Source organism: Nonomuraea sp. NPDC049607 (assembly GCF_040675375.1).
Classification (GTDB): Bacteria; Actinomycetota; Actinomycetes; order Streptosporangiales; family Streptosporangiaceae; genus Nonomuraea.
The window spans coordinates 65,561-80,109 of record NZ_JBFAOV010000034.1 but is presented as its reverse complement, the minus strand read 5'-3'; the positions used below and the strand labels follow the sequence as shown (position 1 = coordinate 80,109).

Annotated in this window: 15 protein-coding genes; 4 read left to right on the top strand and 11 right to left on the bottom strand. The window is 72.6% G+C overall.

Annotation, left to right across the window (positions count from 1 at the left end; translation table 11 throughout):
- Positions 1-36: 36 nt before the first annotated feature.
- Positions 37-876: a phosphatidate cytidylyltransferase gene (locus AB0J97_RS41470; protein ID WP_357707146.1), complete on the top strand. Its 840-nt coding sequence runs from the start codon at positions 37-39 to the stop codon at positions 874-876.
- On the opposite strand, the gene AB0J97_RS41465 is transcribed toward AB0J97_RS41470, so the two are convergent.
- Positions 856-1,878 (bottom strand): suppressor of fused domain protein, encoded by a 1,023-nt coding sequence (locus tag AB0J97_RS41465; protein WP_364099813.1) that lies wholly within the window; start codon positions 1,876-1,878, stop codon positions 856-858. The two genes, AB0J97_RS41470 and AB0J97_RS41465, sit on opposite strands and share 21 nt — an antisense overlap.
- 132 nt (positions 1,879-2,010) lie before the next feature.
- Here AB0J97_RS41465 and rlmN point away from each other — a divergent pair, with 132 nt between their 5' ends.
- Positions 2,011-3,111 carry a 23S rRNA (adenine(2503)-C(2))-methyltransferase RlmN gene (gene rlmN, locus AB0J97_RS41460; protein WP_364099810.1) on the top strand — a complete coding sequence of 367 codons (1,101 nt, stop codon included), beginning with the start codon at positions 2,011-2,013 and terminating at the stop codon, positions 3,109-3,111.
- 60 nt (positions 3,112-3,171) lie between these two features.
- On the opposite strand, the gene AB0J97_RS41455 is transcribed toward rlmN, so the two are convergent.
- From AB0J97_RS41455 to AB0J97_RS41445, 3 genes are read right to left on the bottom strand one after another with little or no spacing between them, the layout of a single operon-like run.
- Entirely contained in the window at positions 3,172-3,879 is a 708-nt protein-coding gene (locus AB0J97_RS41455; RefSeq protein ID WP_364099807.1) for an SGNH/GDSL hydrolase family protein, read from the bottom strand.
- A 31-nt stretch (positions 3,880-3,910) separates the two neighbouring features.
- Entirely contained in the window at positions 3,911-4,582 is a 672-nt protein-coding gene (locus AB0J97_RS41450; protein WP_364099804.1) for a hypothetical protein, read from the bottom strand.
- The gene (locus AB0J97_RS41445; RefSeq protein WP_364099801.1) at positions 4,579-5,343 is read right to left on the bottom strand and encodes an ATP-binding cassette domain-containing protein; all 765 of its coding nucleotides are present in this window, start codon (positions 5,341-5,343) and stop codon (positions 4,579-4,581) included. The genes AB0J97_RS41450 and AB0J97_RS41445 overlap by 4 nt, the downstream gene beginning before the upstream one ends.
- 136 nt (positions 5,344-5,479) lie before the next feature.
- On the opposite strand from AB0J97_RS41445, the gene AB0J97_RS41440 reads away from it, so the two are divergent.
- Complete coding sequence (locus tag AB0J97_RS41440; RefSeq protein WP_364099798.1) at positions 5,480-5,980, top strand: DivIVA domain-containing protein; 501 nt, start codon at positions 5,480-5,482, stop codon at positions 5,978-5,980.
- Here AB0J97_RS41440 and AB0J97_RS41435 read toward each other — a convergent pair.
- Together AB0J97_RS41435 and AB0J97_RS41430 are read right to left on the bottom strand one after the other, a co-directional pair.
- Positions 5,977-6,624, bottom strand: coding sequence for an HAD family hydrolase (locus AB0J97_RS41435; RefSeq protein ID WP_357707154.1), 648 nt, complete (start codon positions 6,622-6,624; stop codon positions 5,977-5,979). The two genes, AB0J97_RS41440 and AB0J97_RS41435, sit on opposite strands and share 4 nt — an antisense overlap.
- A gap of 17 nt (positions 6,625-6,641) precedes the next feature.
- Positions 6,642-8,180 (bottom strand): FAD-dependent monooxygenase, encoded by a 1,539-nt coding sequence (locus AB0J97_RS41430; RefSeq protein ID WP_364099793.1) that lies wholly within the window; start codon positions 8,178-8,180, stop codon positions 6,642-6,644.
- Between the two features lie 96 nt (positions 8,181-8,276).
- On the opposite strand from AB0J97_RS41430, the gene AB0J97_RS41425 reads away from it, so the two are divergent.
- Positions 8,277-8,870 (top strand): PadR family transcriptional regulator, encoded by a 594-nt coding sequence (locus AB0J97_RS41425; protein ID WP_364099790.1) that lies wholly within the window; start codon positions 8,277-8,279, stop codon positions 8,868-8,870.
- On the opposite strand, the gene AB0J97_RS41420 is transcribed toward AB0J97_RS41425, so the two are convergent.
- The 5 genes from AB0J97_RS41420 to iolC are packed head-to-tail and all read right to left on the bottom strand — an operon-like array spanning position 8,851 to position 14,424.
- Positions 8,851-9,855 carry an AI-2E family transporter gene (locus AB0J97_RS41420; RefSeq protein WP_364099787.1) on the bottom strand — a complete coding sequence of 335 codons (1,005 nt, stop codon included), beginning with the start codon at positions 9,853-9,855 and terminating at the stop codon, positions 8,851-8,853. The genes AB0J97_RS41425 and AB0J97_RS41420 overlap by 20 nt on opposite strands.
- Positions 9,856-9,915: 60 nt before the next feature.
- A complete protein-coding gene (iolD, locus tag AB0J97_RS41415) occupies positions 9,916-11,751 on the bottom strand; it encodes a 3D-(3,5/4)-trihydroxycyclohexane-1,2-dione acylhydrolase (decyclizing) (protein WP_364099784.1) in 1,836 nt (611 codons plus the stop codon).
- Positions 11,748-12,587, bottom strand: a complete 840-nt coding sequence (gene iolB, locus AB0J97_RS41410; RefSeq protein ID WP_364099781.1) for a 5-deoxy-glucuronate isomerase — start codon at positions 12,585-12,587, stop codon at positions 11,748-11,750. Before iolB ends, iolD begins: the two co-directional genes overlap by 4 nt.
- Positions 12,584-13,489: a deoxyribose-phosphate aldolase gene (locus tag AB0J97_RS41405; RefSeq protein WP_364099778.1), complete on the bottom strand. Its 906-nt coding sequence runs from the start codon at positions 13,487-13,489 to the stop codon at positions 12,584-12,586. Before AB0J97_RS41405 ends, iolB begins: the two co-directional genes overlap by 4 nt.
- Positions 13,486-14,424, bottom strand: a complete 939-nt coding sequence (iolC, locus tag AB0J97_RS41400; RefSeq protein ID WP_364099775.1) for a 5-dehydro-2-deoxygluconokinase — start codon at positions 14,422-14,424, stop codon at positions 13,486-13,488. The genes AB0J97_RS41405 and iolC overlap by 4 nt, the downstream gene beginning before the upstream one ends.
- Positions 14,425-14,549 lie beyond the last annotated feature (125 nt).

Genomic DNA, 14,549 nt, shown 5'->3' with positions numbered 1-14,549 from the left:
GCCGGAAGGCGGGGGCCGTGGCTATGGAGAGTGTCTGTGGAAGAACGTACGGCCGGCACCGGTCCCGACGGCGGCAGCCGTACCGGAAGGAACCTGCCGGCCGCGATCGCGGTGGGTGTGGGGCTGGGTGCACTGGTCCTCGGTACCCTCTACACGATCAAGGAGCTCTTCCTCCTGGTGGTCGTGGTGTGCGTCGGCGTGGGCGTGCTGGAGCTGACCAAGGCGTTCGCCACGCGCGGGATCAAGGTCCCGGCCGTCCCGGTGCTCGCGGGCCTGGTGGCCATGCAGGCCGGGGCGTACTGGGGCGGTCCCTTCTGGCTGCTGGGGTCGTTCGCGGTGTTCGCGTTCGTGCTGCTGGTCTGGCGGATGTTCAGCGACGGCACCGACGGCTACGTGCGCGACGGCACGGCCTCGGTGTTCACGCTGTTCTACCCGGCGATGCTGGCGGCGTTCGTGGCGTTGCTGCTCGCGCCGCCCGACGGTCGCGACCGGGTGCTGATCTTCATCGCGGTGACCGTGGCCAGCGACATCGGCGGCTACGTCGCGGGTGTGCTGTTCGGCAGGCACAAGATGACGGTCATCAGCCCGAAGAAGACCTGGGAGGGCTTCGCCGGGTCGGTGATCGCCTGCACGCTGGTCGGCGGCTGGCTGGTGACCTGGCTGCTGGACGGCCCGCTCTGGCTGGGCGCGCTGATCGGAGCGCTGGCGGCGTTGCTGGCGACCGTGGGCGACCTCATCGAGTCGATGATCAAGCGGGACCTCGGCATCAAGGACCTCGGCACGATCCTGCCGGGGCACGGCGGCCTGATGGACCGCCTCGACTCGCTGGTGACCACGCTGGTGCCGGTCTGGCTGCTACTGACGCTGTTCCTCTAACGCCTCCGTCGTCACGGGGGTGAGCCACAACCACCGGACGGCCTCCCCGCCGAACGCGAACCCCGACATGTCTGGCATGTCGGGTGGGTCGGCCCGCATGAGGACCCCCGAGTACTGTGGCCCCAGCGGGAACGTCGACGGCTCGTGGTACCACTTGGCCGTGTGCCCGTGGCCGAGCCAGGTCACCGAGTGCCACGGATACTGGGCCAGCCACACCAGCAGCAGCGCCGCGTCCCTGGGGTCGTCCCGGGTGGCCACGGCCAGCTCGATGCGGGCGTAGGCGTCGGGGCGGTCGATCCACTGCTCGACCGTCGGCATGCGCTGGCAGCTCATCCCCACCGTGGACAGCACGGTCGGCTCGCGGCCCTCGTACGGGGGCCGTTCGGTGATGCCGACGGTCGGCAGGCGCTCGCCGCTGGCGTCCCAGTAGCGGCCCGCCGGGCCCAGCACCCGGTCGAGATGGCCCATGACGAACTGCTGGAACGACGGCCACGACCCCTCGCCGTGCCGCCAGCGCCAGTAGGAGGTGGCGTTGGAGATGCGCGGTCGCAGCCCCTCCAGCGCCTCCGACAGCGCCCACGCGAACGGCGACTCGCCCACGGCGTCGCGGGCGTAGCCAGGCATGCCCCTGCTCATGTCGGCCCAGCCGGGGATGACGGCGAGCAGGTCGTCGTCCTCGTAGAGGGCCACGCCGTCGCCCTCCTCGAACCACAGGGCGGACAGCTGCCCGAGCGGCCTGCGTCCCTCGGGATGCGTCGTGTTGCTCCTGGGCATCAGCGGGGGCAGGCCGGAGTTGATCCGGGCCAGGTCGACCACGGCCGGGGCCGGCCGATGGTTGGCCAGCCAGACCGCTCCGTGGACGGCGCCCTCCGGCGAGCACAGGTAAGCTACCGAGGAGTCCTCGTCCCGCTCGACCACGAGCGTGCGGCTGCCGTAGGGGTTACCGGCGGCGAGGACGACCTCGGTCCCACCCTCGCCAGATGCCGACCGGAAAATCGCCATACGAGATGACTGTAGATCGGGCGGCGACCCTGACGCGAGCCGTACCGTGATCAGGAATGCCGCCTCCGCGGCCGGCGTTCACTAACCTGGCCGGTGAGAAATCCCGGTAGTCCCCCGAGCAAAGGCAGAAACGTGTCCCAGCAGCCAGGCCAGCTCACCTTCGTCGCGCCGCGGCGGGCCAAGCCCGCGCGGCACCTGGCGGACCTGTCCATGGCCGAGCGCCGGGCCGCGGTCGCCGAGCTGGGTGAGAAGGCCTTCCGCGCCGACCAGCTCTCGCGCCACTACTTCGAGCGCCACACCACCGACGTCGCCGCGATGACCGACCTGTCCCCGGCGGCCCGCGACAAGCTGTCGGCGCTGCTGCCGACGCTGCTCACGCCGGTCAAGGAGCTGACCACCGACGGCGGCACGACCCGCAAGACGTTGTGGCGGCTGTTCGACGGCGCGCTGGTCGAGTCGGTGCTCATGCGCTATCCCGAGCGGGTCACGATGTGCGTGTCGTCGCAGGCCGGCTGTGGCATGAACTGCCCGTTCTGCGCCACCGGCCAGGCGGGCCTGACCCGCAACATGTCCACCGCCGAGATCGTCGAGCAGGTGGTCTCCGGGGCCCGCGCGCTGGCGGCGGGCGAGGTGCCGGGCGGGCCCGGCCGGGTGAGCAACATCGTCTTCATGGGCATGGGCGAGCCGCTGGCCAACTACAAGCAGGTGATCGGCGCCGTGCGCCGTATCGTCGAGCCCGCGCCGCACGGCCTCGGCATCTCCGCCCGCGGCGTCACGGTCTCGACCGTCGGGCTGGTGCCCGCCATCGGCAAGCTCGCCGACGAGGGGCTGCCGGTCACGCTGGCGCTGTCCCTGCACGCGCCCGACGACGAGCTGCGCGACACGCTCGTGCCGATCAACACGCGCTGGAAGGTGGCCGAGGTCCTCGACGCGGCCTGGTCGTACGCGGCCAGGACCAAGCGCCGCATCTCCATCGAGTACGCCCTGATCAAGGACGTCAACGACCAGGAGTGGCGGGCCGACCTGCTCGGCAAGCTGGTCAGGAACAAGCTCGTGCACGTCAACCTGATCCCGCTCAACCCCACGCCCGGCTCCAAGTGGACGGCCTCCCGGCCGGAGGACGAGCGGGCGTTCGTGCGCCGGCTGGAGTTCCACGGGGTGCCGGTGACCGTGCGCGACACCCGCGGCCGCGAGATCGACGGCGCCTGCGGCCAGCTCGCCGCGGCCGAGTAGGGTCCGGCCCCGCCACCGATCAGCGTGCGCCTTCACCTCGCGGCGGGCGGCGGGGGCGGTTCATCTCGTGGCGGTCGAGCGGGCGGCGAAGGTCTCGACCAAGTCGGCGATCATGGCGGCGCCCCGGCTGTTGAGGTGCACGGTGTCGGTGGTGAGCCGCAGGCCGCGGCCCCTGGAGATGGCGTCCAGGCTGCGGCCGAGCAGGAAGTGCTGCATCGCGGCGGTCTGCGCCTGATTGCCCTCGGGGCGGTAGTGGGTGCGGGGCGAGGTGCCTTCCAGGTCGGCGGTCATGCGCTCGTTGAGCGGCAGGTAGGTCACGCCCTGCTCGGCGGCGACCGTCCTGACGATCTCGGCGAACTCCTGGGTGCGGCGCACCGCGACCGAGTCCAGGTCCTCGCCGATGACCGGCGGGGAGATCAGCGCCACGCGGGCCATGGTCTCGTTCTGCAGGCGGGCGGCGATGGCCGTCAGGTTGGCGGCGTACGCGGCGGGCGTGGGGTTCTCCGCGAGCTTCCAGCGCTTGCGCAGGGCCCTCGCCCGCTTCTCGCTCAGAGTGGCGTTGGCGTCGTTGGTGCCGATGAGCACGGTGACCACGTCCGGATCCTGCCGCACGACGTCGTCGAGGCGTTTGAGCAGCTCGGACGACGGCTCGTAGTTGACGCCCGCGTTGATCACCGTCTCGCCGGGCAGCCGGTCGCGCAGCATGGCCACGTAGTCGACGCTCACTTGCCCACGGGTGATGCTGTCACCCAGGCAGATCACCTTCACCGTTGCCTCCTCGGGGGTGAGTGAATGCTCACTAACCTACCCTACGGCGCCTCCAGGCATACAGGGCGAGTCCCGCCAGGCACCACACCAGGGAGATCGCGGCCAGTTGGGGCAGCTGGTCGAGCAGCTCACCGGACCCGGCCGTCCGCATCCAGACCACCAGCGGAACCGTCAGCCAGTACGCCGGGGACGCGCTGAGCAGCAGCATCACCAGGAAGCCGAGCACCAGCGACATGATCGAGACCGCGGGGGAGCGCAGCACGGCCCGGCTGGTGAGCGCCCCGAGCGCGGTCCCGGCGAGCACGGCCAGGGCGTGCAGGACGAGGGCCGCGCCGAGCACGTCCCGGCCGGGACGTTCGCTCAGCCCGAGCAGGACGGCCCAGCCGAGCCCGAGGGCGGCCAGCCCGGCGCAGGCGGCCAGGCTCGCCACGAGCCCCGCCCCGACCTCCTTGCCGCGCCCGCCCACCATGATCGCGGACAGCTCGCGCTGCCGGTCGGGCTCGGTGTCCAGCAGGCTTCGCGTGGCCCAGGCCAGAATGGGGATGATCAGCACGGCGCCGTCGGCCAGCACGGCGGCCTCGGTGCCCTTGGGCGCCCGGCTGCCGTAGACGATCGCGAGCATCGCGAGGGTGAGCAGGAGCGCCTGGTGGACGCGGTGCGACCGCACGTACGCGGCCAGGCGGAAGACGGCCAGAGCGATCATCCGGGCTCCTCGGCGGGGTGGGGGAGGGCTGGGGCGTCCTCGATCTCGCCGGCCTGGTAGCCCTTGTCGCGCATCCTGGTCAGGAAGAGCGGGAGCTCGTCGGCGGGCAGGGTGACCGCCACGGTGACCCTCGGGCGTTCCGGGTCGCGTTCGTGGCCGGTGGCCGCGGGGGTGGCCTCCTTGAGCCGGCCGTCCACGACCGACCACGAGCGCAGCCCGGGAAGGCCGCGCAGGCCGCCCTGGTGGTCGCTGGCGATGACGATGCCCCCGCGTCCGGCGACCTCGGTGGCGATGGCGGGCAGCGTCTCGCGGGCGTCGGCGTCCAGGCCGGCGAAGGGCTCGTCCAGGATCAGCAGGCCGGGGTCCGCCATCAGGGCCTGGGCCAGGCCGACCTTGTGCGCGCTGCCCTTGGACAGCTCGCCGAGCGGCAGGCCGAGGAGGTGGCCCATGTTCAGGCGTTCGGCCCAGGGCCGCCACGCGCCGCCGCGTACGGAGGCCATGTGGTTCAGGTAGGCGGTCACCGTGAACGGCTGGGACGTCGGGAAGCGGTCGGGGGCGAAGCCCACGACGCCGGGACGGTCGGTGATGCGCCCCCGCGTCGGCCGCGCGAGCCCCGCGAGGAGCCGCAGCAAGGTTGACTTCCCCGCCCCGTTGACCCCGGTCAGCTCGATCACGTCGCCCGGTGCGAGCTGCGCGTCGGCTTCTTCGAGGATGAAGGGCTGACGTCTCCGGTAGCGGAAGGAGACCTGTAACAGTCGCATGGTGCTGCAACGTTATATGTCAGGGCGCAGGGCGGGGATAAAGGCCCTCACAATGGAGACACCCCGGCACATCTCTGGAGGAGTGGGCTTGAACCGCTTTCCGCGCGTCATGGGTATGCGTTCAGGCTATGACCCCGTGGAAGTCGACGCCCTGATCGTGCGCATCGAGTCGACCCTCGGCAGGGGCCCGCACCCGGTCGAGCCCGTCACCGCGGACGACGTCCGCGCCGCGACCTTCCGCGCCAAGCGCGGCGGCTACCACGAGACCGCGGTGGACTTCGCGCTGGAGGCGTTCGTCGTGGCCCTGGAGACCCAGGCCAAGCGCCCGGTACGGCCGGCCATGGCCGAACCCACCGGGGAACTGCTGCGCGAGGAGTGGTTCGAGACCCAGGCCGCCCGCGTCGAACGGGTGGCCTTCCGCCCCGGCCGCATGGGCACCGGCTACGACGAGGACGAGGTGGACGCCTTCCTCGACCGCGTCGTCGCCACCCTGCGCGGCACGACCGAGTTCGCCGTGACCGCCGAGGAGGTGCGCGAGGCCCGGTTCTCGACCGTGCTCTTCCGCGCCGGCTACCTGATCGCCGACGTCGACTCCTTCCTCGAAGGCGTCGCCGAGATCCTGGACAAGCCCCGCTAGGCCCGTTCGACGGCGGCGAGCAGGCCGCGGAGGTCGGGCAGGACCACCCGGACGACCTCCGGGTCGGCGGGCCGCTCGCCGTGCCGGTTGATCCACACCCGGCGGAGGCCGAGGCGCTGCGCCGGGACCATGTCGTGGAAGTGGCTCTGCGCCACGTGCACCCACTCCGCCGGCTCGTACGCCTTCCTGAAGTGCTCGAAGTGCGCCTCGTCCGGCTTGTAGGCCCCGGCGTCCTCGGCGGTGACCACCGCGTCGAACGGCACGGGCAGCCGTCGCAGCGTCTGGGCGATCAGGTCGCGGTCGCAGTTGGTCAGCAGCGCCAGCCGCCGGCCCGCCGCCCGCAGGGCCGACAACTCCTCCCCGACCTCGCCGAACACCGGCCAGTAGGGCAGGGTGTCGCCCAGCACCCGGGCGTCGTCGTCGTTCAGCGGGAACGCGGCGTCGGCGCAGGCGCGGCGCAGCGCCTCGGCCATGACGTCGCGGTAGCGGGCCCGCGGCGTCTCGGTCTCGACCGCGGTCTCGTGCCGCAGGTACGCCTCCAGCAGCTCCTCCCCCCTGCCGGGCGCGATCAGCTCAAGGCTGCTGCCGATGCCGTGCCGCCAGTCGACGAGGGTGCCGAAACAGTCGAACGTGATCCATCGCATGACTCACCATATGACGGTCATGTGCCGGATCCGAGCACCTGGGCGAGCACCCTGCCGACCTCGCCCTCGACCGCCGGCCCGTCGGCCCGCCAGGCCACGTAGCCGTCAGGGCGGACCAGGACGGCGGCGGCGTCGCCGTAGCGCGCGGCCCAGGCGTCCTCGACGTCGAGCACGTCCGCGCCCACTTGGTGGACCCGTACGCCGGGGCCGGCGGCCCGCGCCCAGTCGGCGCCGCCGGGGCCGCACAGCAGGACGAAGGCGTCGTGGAACAGGTCGTGGACGCCGATGCGCACGCCGTCCCGGTCGAGCCAGAGGTGCGGGGCGCGGGTGCCGGGACGGGCGCCCTGGGCCACCGCGTCGCCGAGCACCGTCTCGTGCGTGGCTCCGACCATGGCCGACGACCGGTAGCGCTGTCCAAAGATCGCCAGCACGTGGTCCAGCGGGTCGTCCTCCTGGCCGGGGCCGAACCTGGCCGCCTGGCTGCGTACGGTCAGGTCGGCCAGCGTCAGGGCCACCGGGCGGCGTTCGGCCTCGTAGGTGTCCAGCAGCGCGTCGCCGGCCCGGCCGTCGAGCACGGCGGCCAGCTTCCAGGCCAGGTTGTGCGTGTCCTGGACGGCCGAGTTGGCGCCCAGCCCGCCGGCCGGCGGCCAGACGTGCGCCGCGTCGCCGACCAGGAAGACCCGCCCCTCGCGGTAGCGGGCGGCGACGCCCACCGCCTCCTCCCACGCGGCCCTGCTGACGATCTCCACCGGCAGGTCGCGGCCGATCAGCTCCTTGGCCGAGGCGGCCAGCCGCTCGTCGGTGAAGTCGGCCGGCGACTCGGACGCGGGGTCGTACGTCAGGGCCATGCCCCAATGGTTCGGCAGCGCGTGGGAGACCATCGCGCCCGAGGCCGTCCCGCCGGGCGCGCCGAGGATCCAGAACAGCGCCCGCTTGGTGACCAGCTCCGACAGGTCGGCCCTGAAGACGAAGGACAGGTAGTTGCGCAGGACGCCGTGCCCTTCGCGGGCGATGCCCAGTTGCTCCCTGATCGTGCCGCGGTAGCCGTCGGCGGCGATCAGGTAGCGGGCGCGCAGGGTCCGCCGCTCGCCGGTGCGAACGTCCTCGGTCACCACCGTGACGCCGTCGGCGTCGGGCTCGACCGACCGGCACATGGTGTCGAAGCGCAGGTCGGCGCCCCGGGCGCGGGCGGCCTCGGCGAGGACCGGCTCGACCGTGCTCTGGTCGGCCATGCCGTACTCGCCCGCGGTCAGCTCGGGCATCGCCCGGGAGGAGCCGCCCTCGAAGAGCCACTGCCATTCGCCGGCCAGCGTCGCGCAGCGGGCCACGCCCCCCTCCTCGTCGAAGGGCCGTCCGGCCTCCTTGACGGCCTGCTCCAGGCCGAACGGCCGGTAGATCTCCATCGTGCGCGGGGTGATGCCGCGCGCCCTGCCCAGGAGCGACACGCCGGGGTGGCGGTCGACGAGCACGCAGGGCACCCCGTGGTGCGACAGGAACAGGGCGGCGGTGAGCCCGGCGTAGCCGCCGCCGACGATCAGCACGGGAATTTCGGTCATGACGCCCTCTGGGCGGTCTGCTGTGGTCATGGGCTTGATAGTTGCATTGCAACTAGTAGCAAGTCAACTAGTCTCGCCGAACGATAAAGTGAACCCATGGCGCTCGACCGCGGCTCGCCGCTCGCTCTGACCGTGCTGACCCTGCTGAACCACCAGCCCCTGCACCCGTACGGCATCCAGCGGCTGCTCAAGCAGTGGGGCAAGGACCTGGTGGTCAACGTGGGCCAGCGGGCCGGGCTCTACCGCACGATCGACCGGCTGGGCGAGGCCGGGCTGATCAGGGTCAGGGAGACCGGGCGCGACCAGCAGTACCCGGAGCGCACGGTCTACGAGATCACCGACGCTGGCCGCGAGCGGCTGCTGACCTGGATGGACGACATGCTCAGCCGTCCAAAACAGGAGTTCCCGCAGTTCCCCGCGGCGCTGGCGAACGCGATGCTGCTCGGCCCCGGCGGGCTGGCCGACGCGCTGGAGCGGCGGGCGGCGGCCGTGGAGCGCACGCTCGCCGAGCTGGAGTCGGGCCTGGCCGAGGAGGGCCTGCCGCGGGTCACGATGCTGGAGTGCGAATACCTGCGCGAGGTGACGGCGGCCGAGGCCCGCTGGCTCCGCGCCGTCATCGCCGACCTGCGGGAGGGGCGGATCGAGTGGTCGCGTGAGCAGCTTGAGGAGGTCAGCGCGGCCCGGGAGTGATCAGATGGGCCGCGGGCCGCCGCAGCAGCGCGACGAGCACCGAGGTCACCGGTGCGGCCAGGAACGCCCCGGTGATGCCCGCGATCACGCTGCCCACCGTGATCGCGACCAGGATGACCGCTCCCGGCAGGTCGAGCGCCTTGCCGTAGACCTGCGGCGCCAGCACGTGCCCTTCGAGCTGCTGCACCGCCACCGTCACCGCGACCACGATCAGCGCCACCAGCCACCCCTTGGCCACGAGCGCCACCACCGCCGCCAGCAGCCCGGCCATGAACGCCCCCACCACCGGCAGGAACGCCCCCACGAACGTCAGCACGGCCAGCGGCAGCGCGATCGGCACGCCGAGGATCCACAGCGCGAGCCCGATGAAGAACCCGTCGACCACGCCCACGATCGCCACCCCGCGGATGTAGCGCCCGATCACCGCGAAGATCAACGTGCCGGTGTCGCGGCAGCGCGCCTTGGCCCCCTCGGGCACGAGATCGACGATCCAGGCGAACAGCCGCTCGCCGCCGTGCACGAAGTACACCGACAGGATGACCGCGAGCACCGCGCCGACGACGATCTCGCCGGCCGTCCTGACCCCGGCGATGGCGCCGCTGGTGATCTGCCTGCCCTGCTTGGACACGTACTCCCTGGCCTGCGCGAGCAGCCGCTGGTCGTCGAGCCCGAACCGGGCGGCCAGGCCGTGCAGGTCGCCGAACGCCTTGCCCAGGCTGGTGCGCATCTCGCTCAGGCTGTCCACCGTGGGCGGCACCAGCAGCGCGATGAGCGCGCCGGCCAGCAGCAGACCGCCGACGAAGACGATCGTGGTGGCCAGCGCCGGGCCGAGCCCGCGGGAGGTGAGCCAGCGGGCCGGCGGGTGCAGCAACGCCGTGAGGAAGACGCCGATGATCACGGACATGACGACCGTGCGCAGGTGATAGAGGCAGAAGAAGGCCACCGCGATGATCGCGATCCACCCCAGCACCCGCCACGGCCTCATGCCCAACCCCCGATCGTGCCTGGTCAGAGCCTTTCCCGGCAGTGATCGAGGGCAACCCTGTCAGGACGGCGGGGTCAGGTGCGGCCGCTGCGACCGCTTGGCCTCCTCGTACGCCGCCCGCTCGGCCGCCGCGCCCACCCCGGCGACGGGCACGTCCCACCACGCCTGCGAGGAGGGGGCGTCGTCGGCCATGGGGTCGGTGCGCACGTACACGACGGTCGTCCCGGCGGACGAGCGGGCCTCCTCCAGGGCCTTGCGCAGGTCGGCGAGCGATTCCGGACGCAGCACGGCCGCGCCCAGGCTCGCGGCGTTGGCCGCCAGGTCGACCGGCAGCGGGCCGCCCGTACGGGAGCGGTAGGACGTGCCCAGGCGGCGCGCGCCGACGCTCTCCGACAGCCGCCCGATGGAGGCGAAACCCGAGTTGTCCACCAGGACGACGACCAGCTTCACGTCCTCGGCGACCGCGGTGACCAGCTCCTGCGCCATCATCAGGTACGACCCGTCACCCACCAGGACGAACACCTCGCGCTCCGGCGCGGCCATCTTGACGCCCACGCCGCCCGCGATCTCATAGCCCATGCAGGAGTTGCCGTACTCGACGTGGTAGTTGCCGGGGCCGCTCGGCCGCCACAGCTTGTGCAGGTCGCCCGGCATGGACCCGGCCGCGCACACCACGACGCCGTCCGCGCCCGCCGCCGCGTTCACGGCGCCGATGATCGCCGCCTGCGACAGCGGGGAGCCGTCGAGGGAGTACGCGCGGTCCACGCTCGCGTCCCAGTCGCGGGACAGCTCGGCGGCCTTGGCCAGGTAGGCGTCGTCGGGGCGCCGGCCGGCGCAGGCCGCGGTCAGGTCGGTCAGGCACTCCCGGGCGTCGGCGACCAGTTGCAGCCCTGACAGCTTGGCGGCGTCGAAGGCGGTGATGTTGACGTTCACGAACCTGGCGTCCGCCGCGAAGAGCGATCTCGACGCGGTGGTGAAGTCGCTGTAGCGGGTGCCGATCCCGATGATCACGTCGGCCTCGCGGGCCAGCGCGTTGGCCGCGGTGGTGCCGGTCGCGCCCACCGCGCCCATCGCCAGCGGATGGCCGTGCGGCAGCGACCCCTTGCCGGCCTGGGTCTCGGCGACCGGGATGCCGTGCGCCTCGGCGAAGGCGGCCAGTTCGGCGGTGGCCTCGCTGTAGATCGTCCCGCCGCCCGAGACGATCAGCGGACGGGCCGCCGACCTGATCAGCTCGGCCGCCCTGGCCAGCGCGGCGCGGTCCGGCCGCGGGCGCGGCACGTGCCACACCCGGCGGGCGAACAGCTCCTCGGGCCAGTCGCAGGACTCGGCCTGCACGTCCTGCGGCAGCGCCAGCGTCACCGCGCCGGTCTCGGCCGGGTCCGTGAGCACCCGCAGGGCCGCCGTCAGCGCGGCCGGCAGCTGCTCCGGACGGTTGATCCGGTCCCAGTACCGCGAGACCGGCCTGAAGCAGTCGTTGACCGAGACGTCGTACGAACGCGGGTCCTCCAGCTCCTGGAGCACCGGGTTGGCGACGCGGGTGGAGAAGACGTCGCCGGGCAGCAGGAGCACGGGCAGCCTGTTGACGGTCGCGCCGGCCGCCCCCGTGATCATGTTCGTCGCGCCGGGGCCGATCGAGGTCGTGCAGGCCAGCGTGGCCAGCCGGTTGGCGGTCCGGGCGTAGGCGGCGGCCGTGTGCACCATGGCCTGCTCGTTGCGGGCCAGGTGGTAGGGCAGGTCCTCGCCCCCGGTGGCCAGCGCCTGGCCGAGCCCGGCGACGTTGCCGTGGCCGAAGATGCCGAAGCAGCCGCCGAAGAAGCGGCGCTCCACGCCGTCCCGCTCGCTCCACTGGGCGGCCAGGAAGCGCACGACGGCCTGCGCGACGGTCAACCGGGTCATGCGCGCCCCCCGAACGGCAGTCTCGGGTCGATGTCCTGGCCCGACCAGGACGAACGGATCCAGGCGTGCCGGGGATCGTCGCAGAACGCCATCGAACGCTCCTCCGCCGGGCCCGCCAGCACGTTGAGGTAGTACAGGTCGTACCCGGGGGCGGCCATGGAGGGCCCGTGGTAGCCGTACGGGACCAGGACGACGTCGCCGGAGGAGACCTCGGCCAGCGTGTCGACCTGCCCCCGCTCGGAGGAGTAGACGCGCTGGTAGCCGAGCCCGTCGCCGGCGACCTCGAAGTAATAGACCTCCTCCAGCACCGCCTCGCCGGGGTTGGGGGTGTCGTGCTTGTGCGGCGGATAGGACGACCAGTTGCCGCCCGGCGTCAGCACCTCGACGGCCATGAGCTTGTCGCAGTCGAACACGCCGGGGGCGCAGAAGTTGTTCACCTGCCGGCTGGCCTGCCCCGCGCCCCTGATCTCCACCGGCACCCGGGAGGCGGGCACGTGCCGCGGCGGCAGCGCCCGGGTCGCGCGGGCCGACGGCAGCGCGATGCGTCCCGAGCCGCTCAACGTGGCCCGGACGCCGATCGGCAGGTACGCGAAGTCGCTCGGCCCCTCGAACACCGAGCCGCGCCCGGCCAGCACGAACGTCTCCCCGGCGACCTCGACCGTGCACGACCCCGCCAGCGGAAGGACGATCATCTCCTCCTCGCCGGTGTCGAACTCCAGCGGCGCGCCGGTCAGGTCCGCCACCCGCAGCCCCGAGTACGTCCATCCGGCCAGCGACGGAGTGATCTCCACCGACCAGGGGCCGCCGGCGGCCTTGCCGTAGGGCAGGTAGGTCATGCGTGTGCCTCTCTCACCAGGGCGGCGGCGCCGTCCACCGCAGCCGCCACGTCGTCGTCCGATGGGTAGAGCAGGGCGCGGCCGACGACCAGGCCGCGCACGCCGGGCAGGGCCAGCGCGCGGTGCCAGTCGGCGTAGGCCGCGCCGATGTCGGGCGGGTCGCCGCCGAGGAGCAGCGTGGGCAGCGTGGTGGCGGCCATCACCCGGTCCATCTCGGCCACCACGGGGATCTTCAGCCAGGTGTGGGCCGAGGTGGCGCCGAGCGCCTGGGCGACGCTGATCGAGCGGATCACGGCGTCGGGGGACAGGTCGTTGCGCAGCACGCCCGACTCCGAGCGCGCCGCCCAGAACGGCTCCACCATGGCCACCAGCCGCCTGCGGGCCAGCCCGGTCACCGCGTGGGCGCACGACTCCAGGGTGGCGGCCGTCGCGTGGTCGCCGGGGTCGATGCGGCACAACATCTTGCCGCCGTCGAGGCGCATCGAGTCGATGGCCTCGGGGTCGAAGCCGGTGAAGCGGTCGTCCAGCTCGAACACCGAGCCCTGCAGGCCGCCCCGGTTCATCGAGCCGAACGCCAGCCTGCCCTCCAGTGCGCCCAGCAGGAGCAGGTCCTCCAGGACGTCGGGGGAGGCGAGGATGCCGTCCACCCCCGGCCGGGCCAGGGCCGTCTGGAGCCGGTCGAGCAGGTCGTGGCGGCTGCCCATGGCCAGCGGGCGGTCGCGTACGGACAGGGCGCCCCTGGCCGGATGGTCGGCGGCGATGATCAGCAGCCGTTCGTCCGCCTCGGGCATCCTCCGGCGTCGCCGGCGGGCGGCGGCCGCGGCGATCTCCTCGGGGCGCGTCGCGCGGACGCGCGTGAGCCACTCGTAGCGGGCCGTACCCGGCAGCGTGAGGTCGCTCACGTGGGCACCTCGTCCAGCAGTTCGTGCACCTCGTCGGTGGTGGGCATGGCGTCGGCGCAGGCCAGGCGGGCGGCCACGAAGGCCCCGGCGGCGTTGGCGAAGCGGATCGTGCGTTCCAGCGGCCAGCCGCGCAGCAGCCCGAGGCAGACCGCGCCGCCGAACGCGTCCCCGGCCCCGATGCCGTTGACCACCTTCACCTCGACCGGCTCGGCCACGACGGTCTCGGTGGCCGTGCGGGCGAGCACCCCGGCCGGGCCCATCTTGACGATCGCCACCCGGACCCCGGCGTCGAGCAGCGCCCTCGCCGCCGCCTCCGGGTCGCGCACGCCCACCGCGTTCTCCACCTCGTCGAGGTTGCCGACCGCCACGTTCGCGTGCGGCAGCGCCTCGCGCGCCGCCGCGCGGGCGGCCTCGCGCGACTCCCACAGCGCCGGGCGGTGGTCGAGGTCGAACACGGTCCAGCCGGAGGTGCGGGCCGACAGGGCGGCGGCGTGCGCCGCGCGGCTCGGCTCCTTGCTCAGGCCGGTGAGCGAGAACCAGAACAGGCCGGTCGCGCGGATGGCGTCGAGGTCGAGGTGGCCGGGGGTGAGACGCAGGTCGGGCGGGTGCTCGCCGCGGTAGAAGTAGATCGGGAAGTGGTCGGGCGGGAAGATCTCGCAGAACGTGACGGGGGTGGCCGGGCCCTCGATGACGCTGACGTGGGAGTCGTCCACGCCGAAGTCGCGGATGGCCCGTCGTACGTAGGCGCCGAAGGGGTCGGCGCCCACCGCGGTGATCACCGCGGAGCGCAGCCCATGGCGTGCCGCCGCGACGGCGACGTTGGTCGGGCTGCCGCCGAGGAACTTGCCGAAGGTCTCGACGTCGGCCAGCCCGACGCCGGTCTGCAACGGATAGACGTCGACGCCGCAGCGGCCGATCGTGATCAGGTCGTACAACGCACCTCCAGAGGACGCACCCTATCTCGACACTATGGCATATTGTCATGACATAAGGATGTCCGCTAAGTTAGGAATGATCGTTCAGGCCGGGCCCCCGTCACCTCACTTCTGTAGTGTCGGAC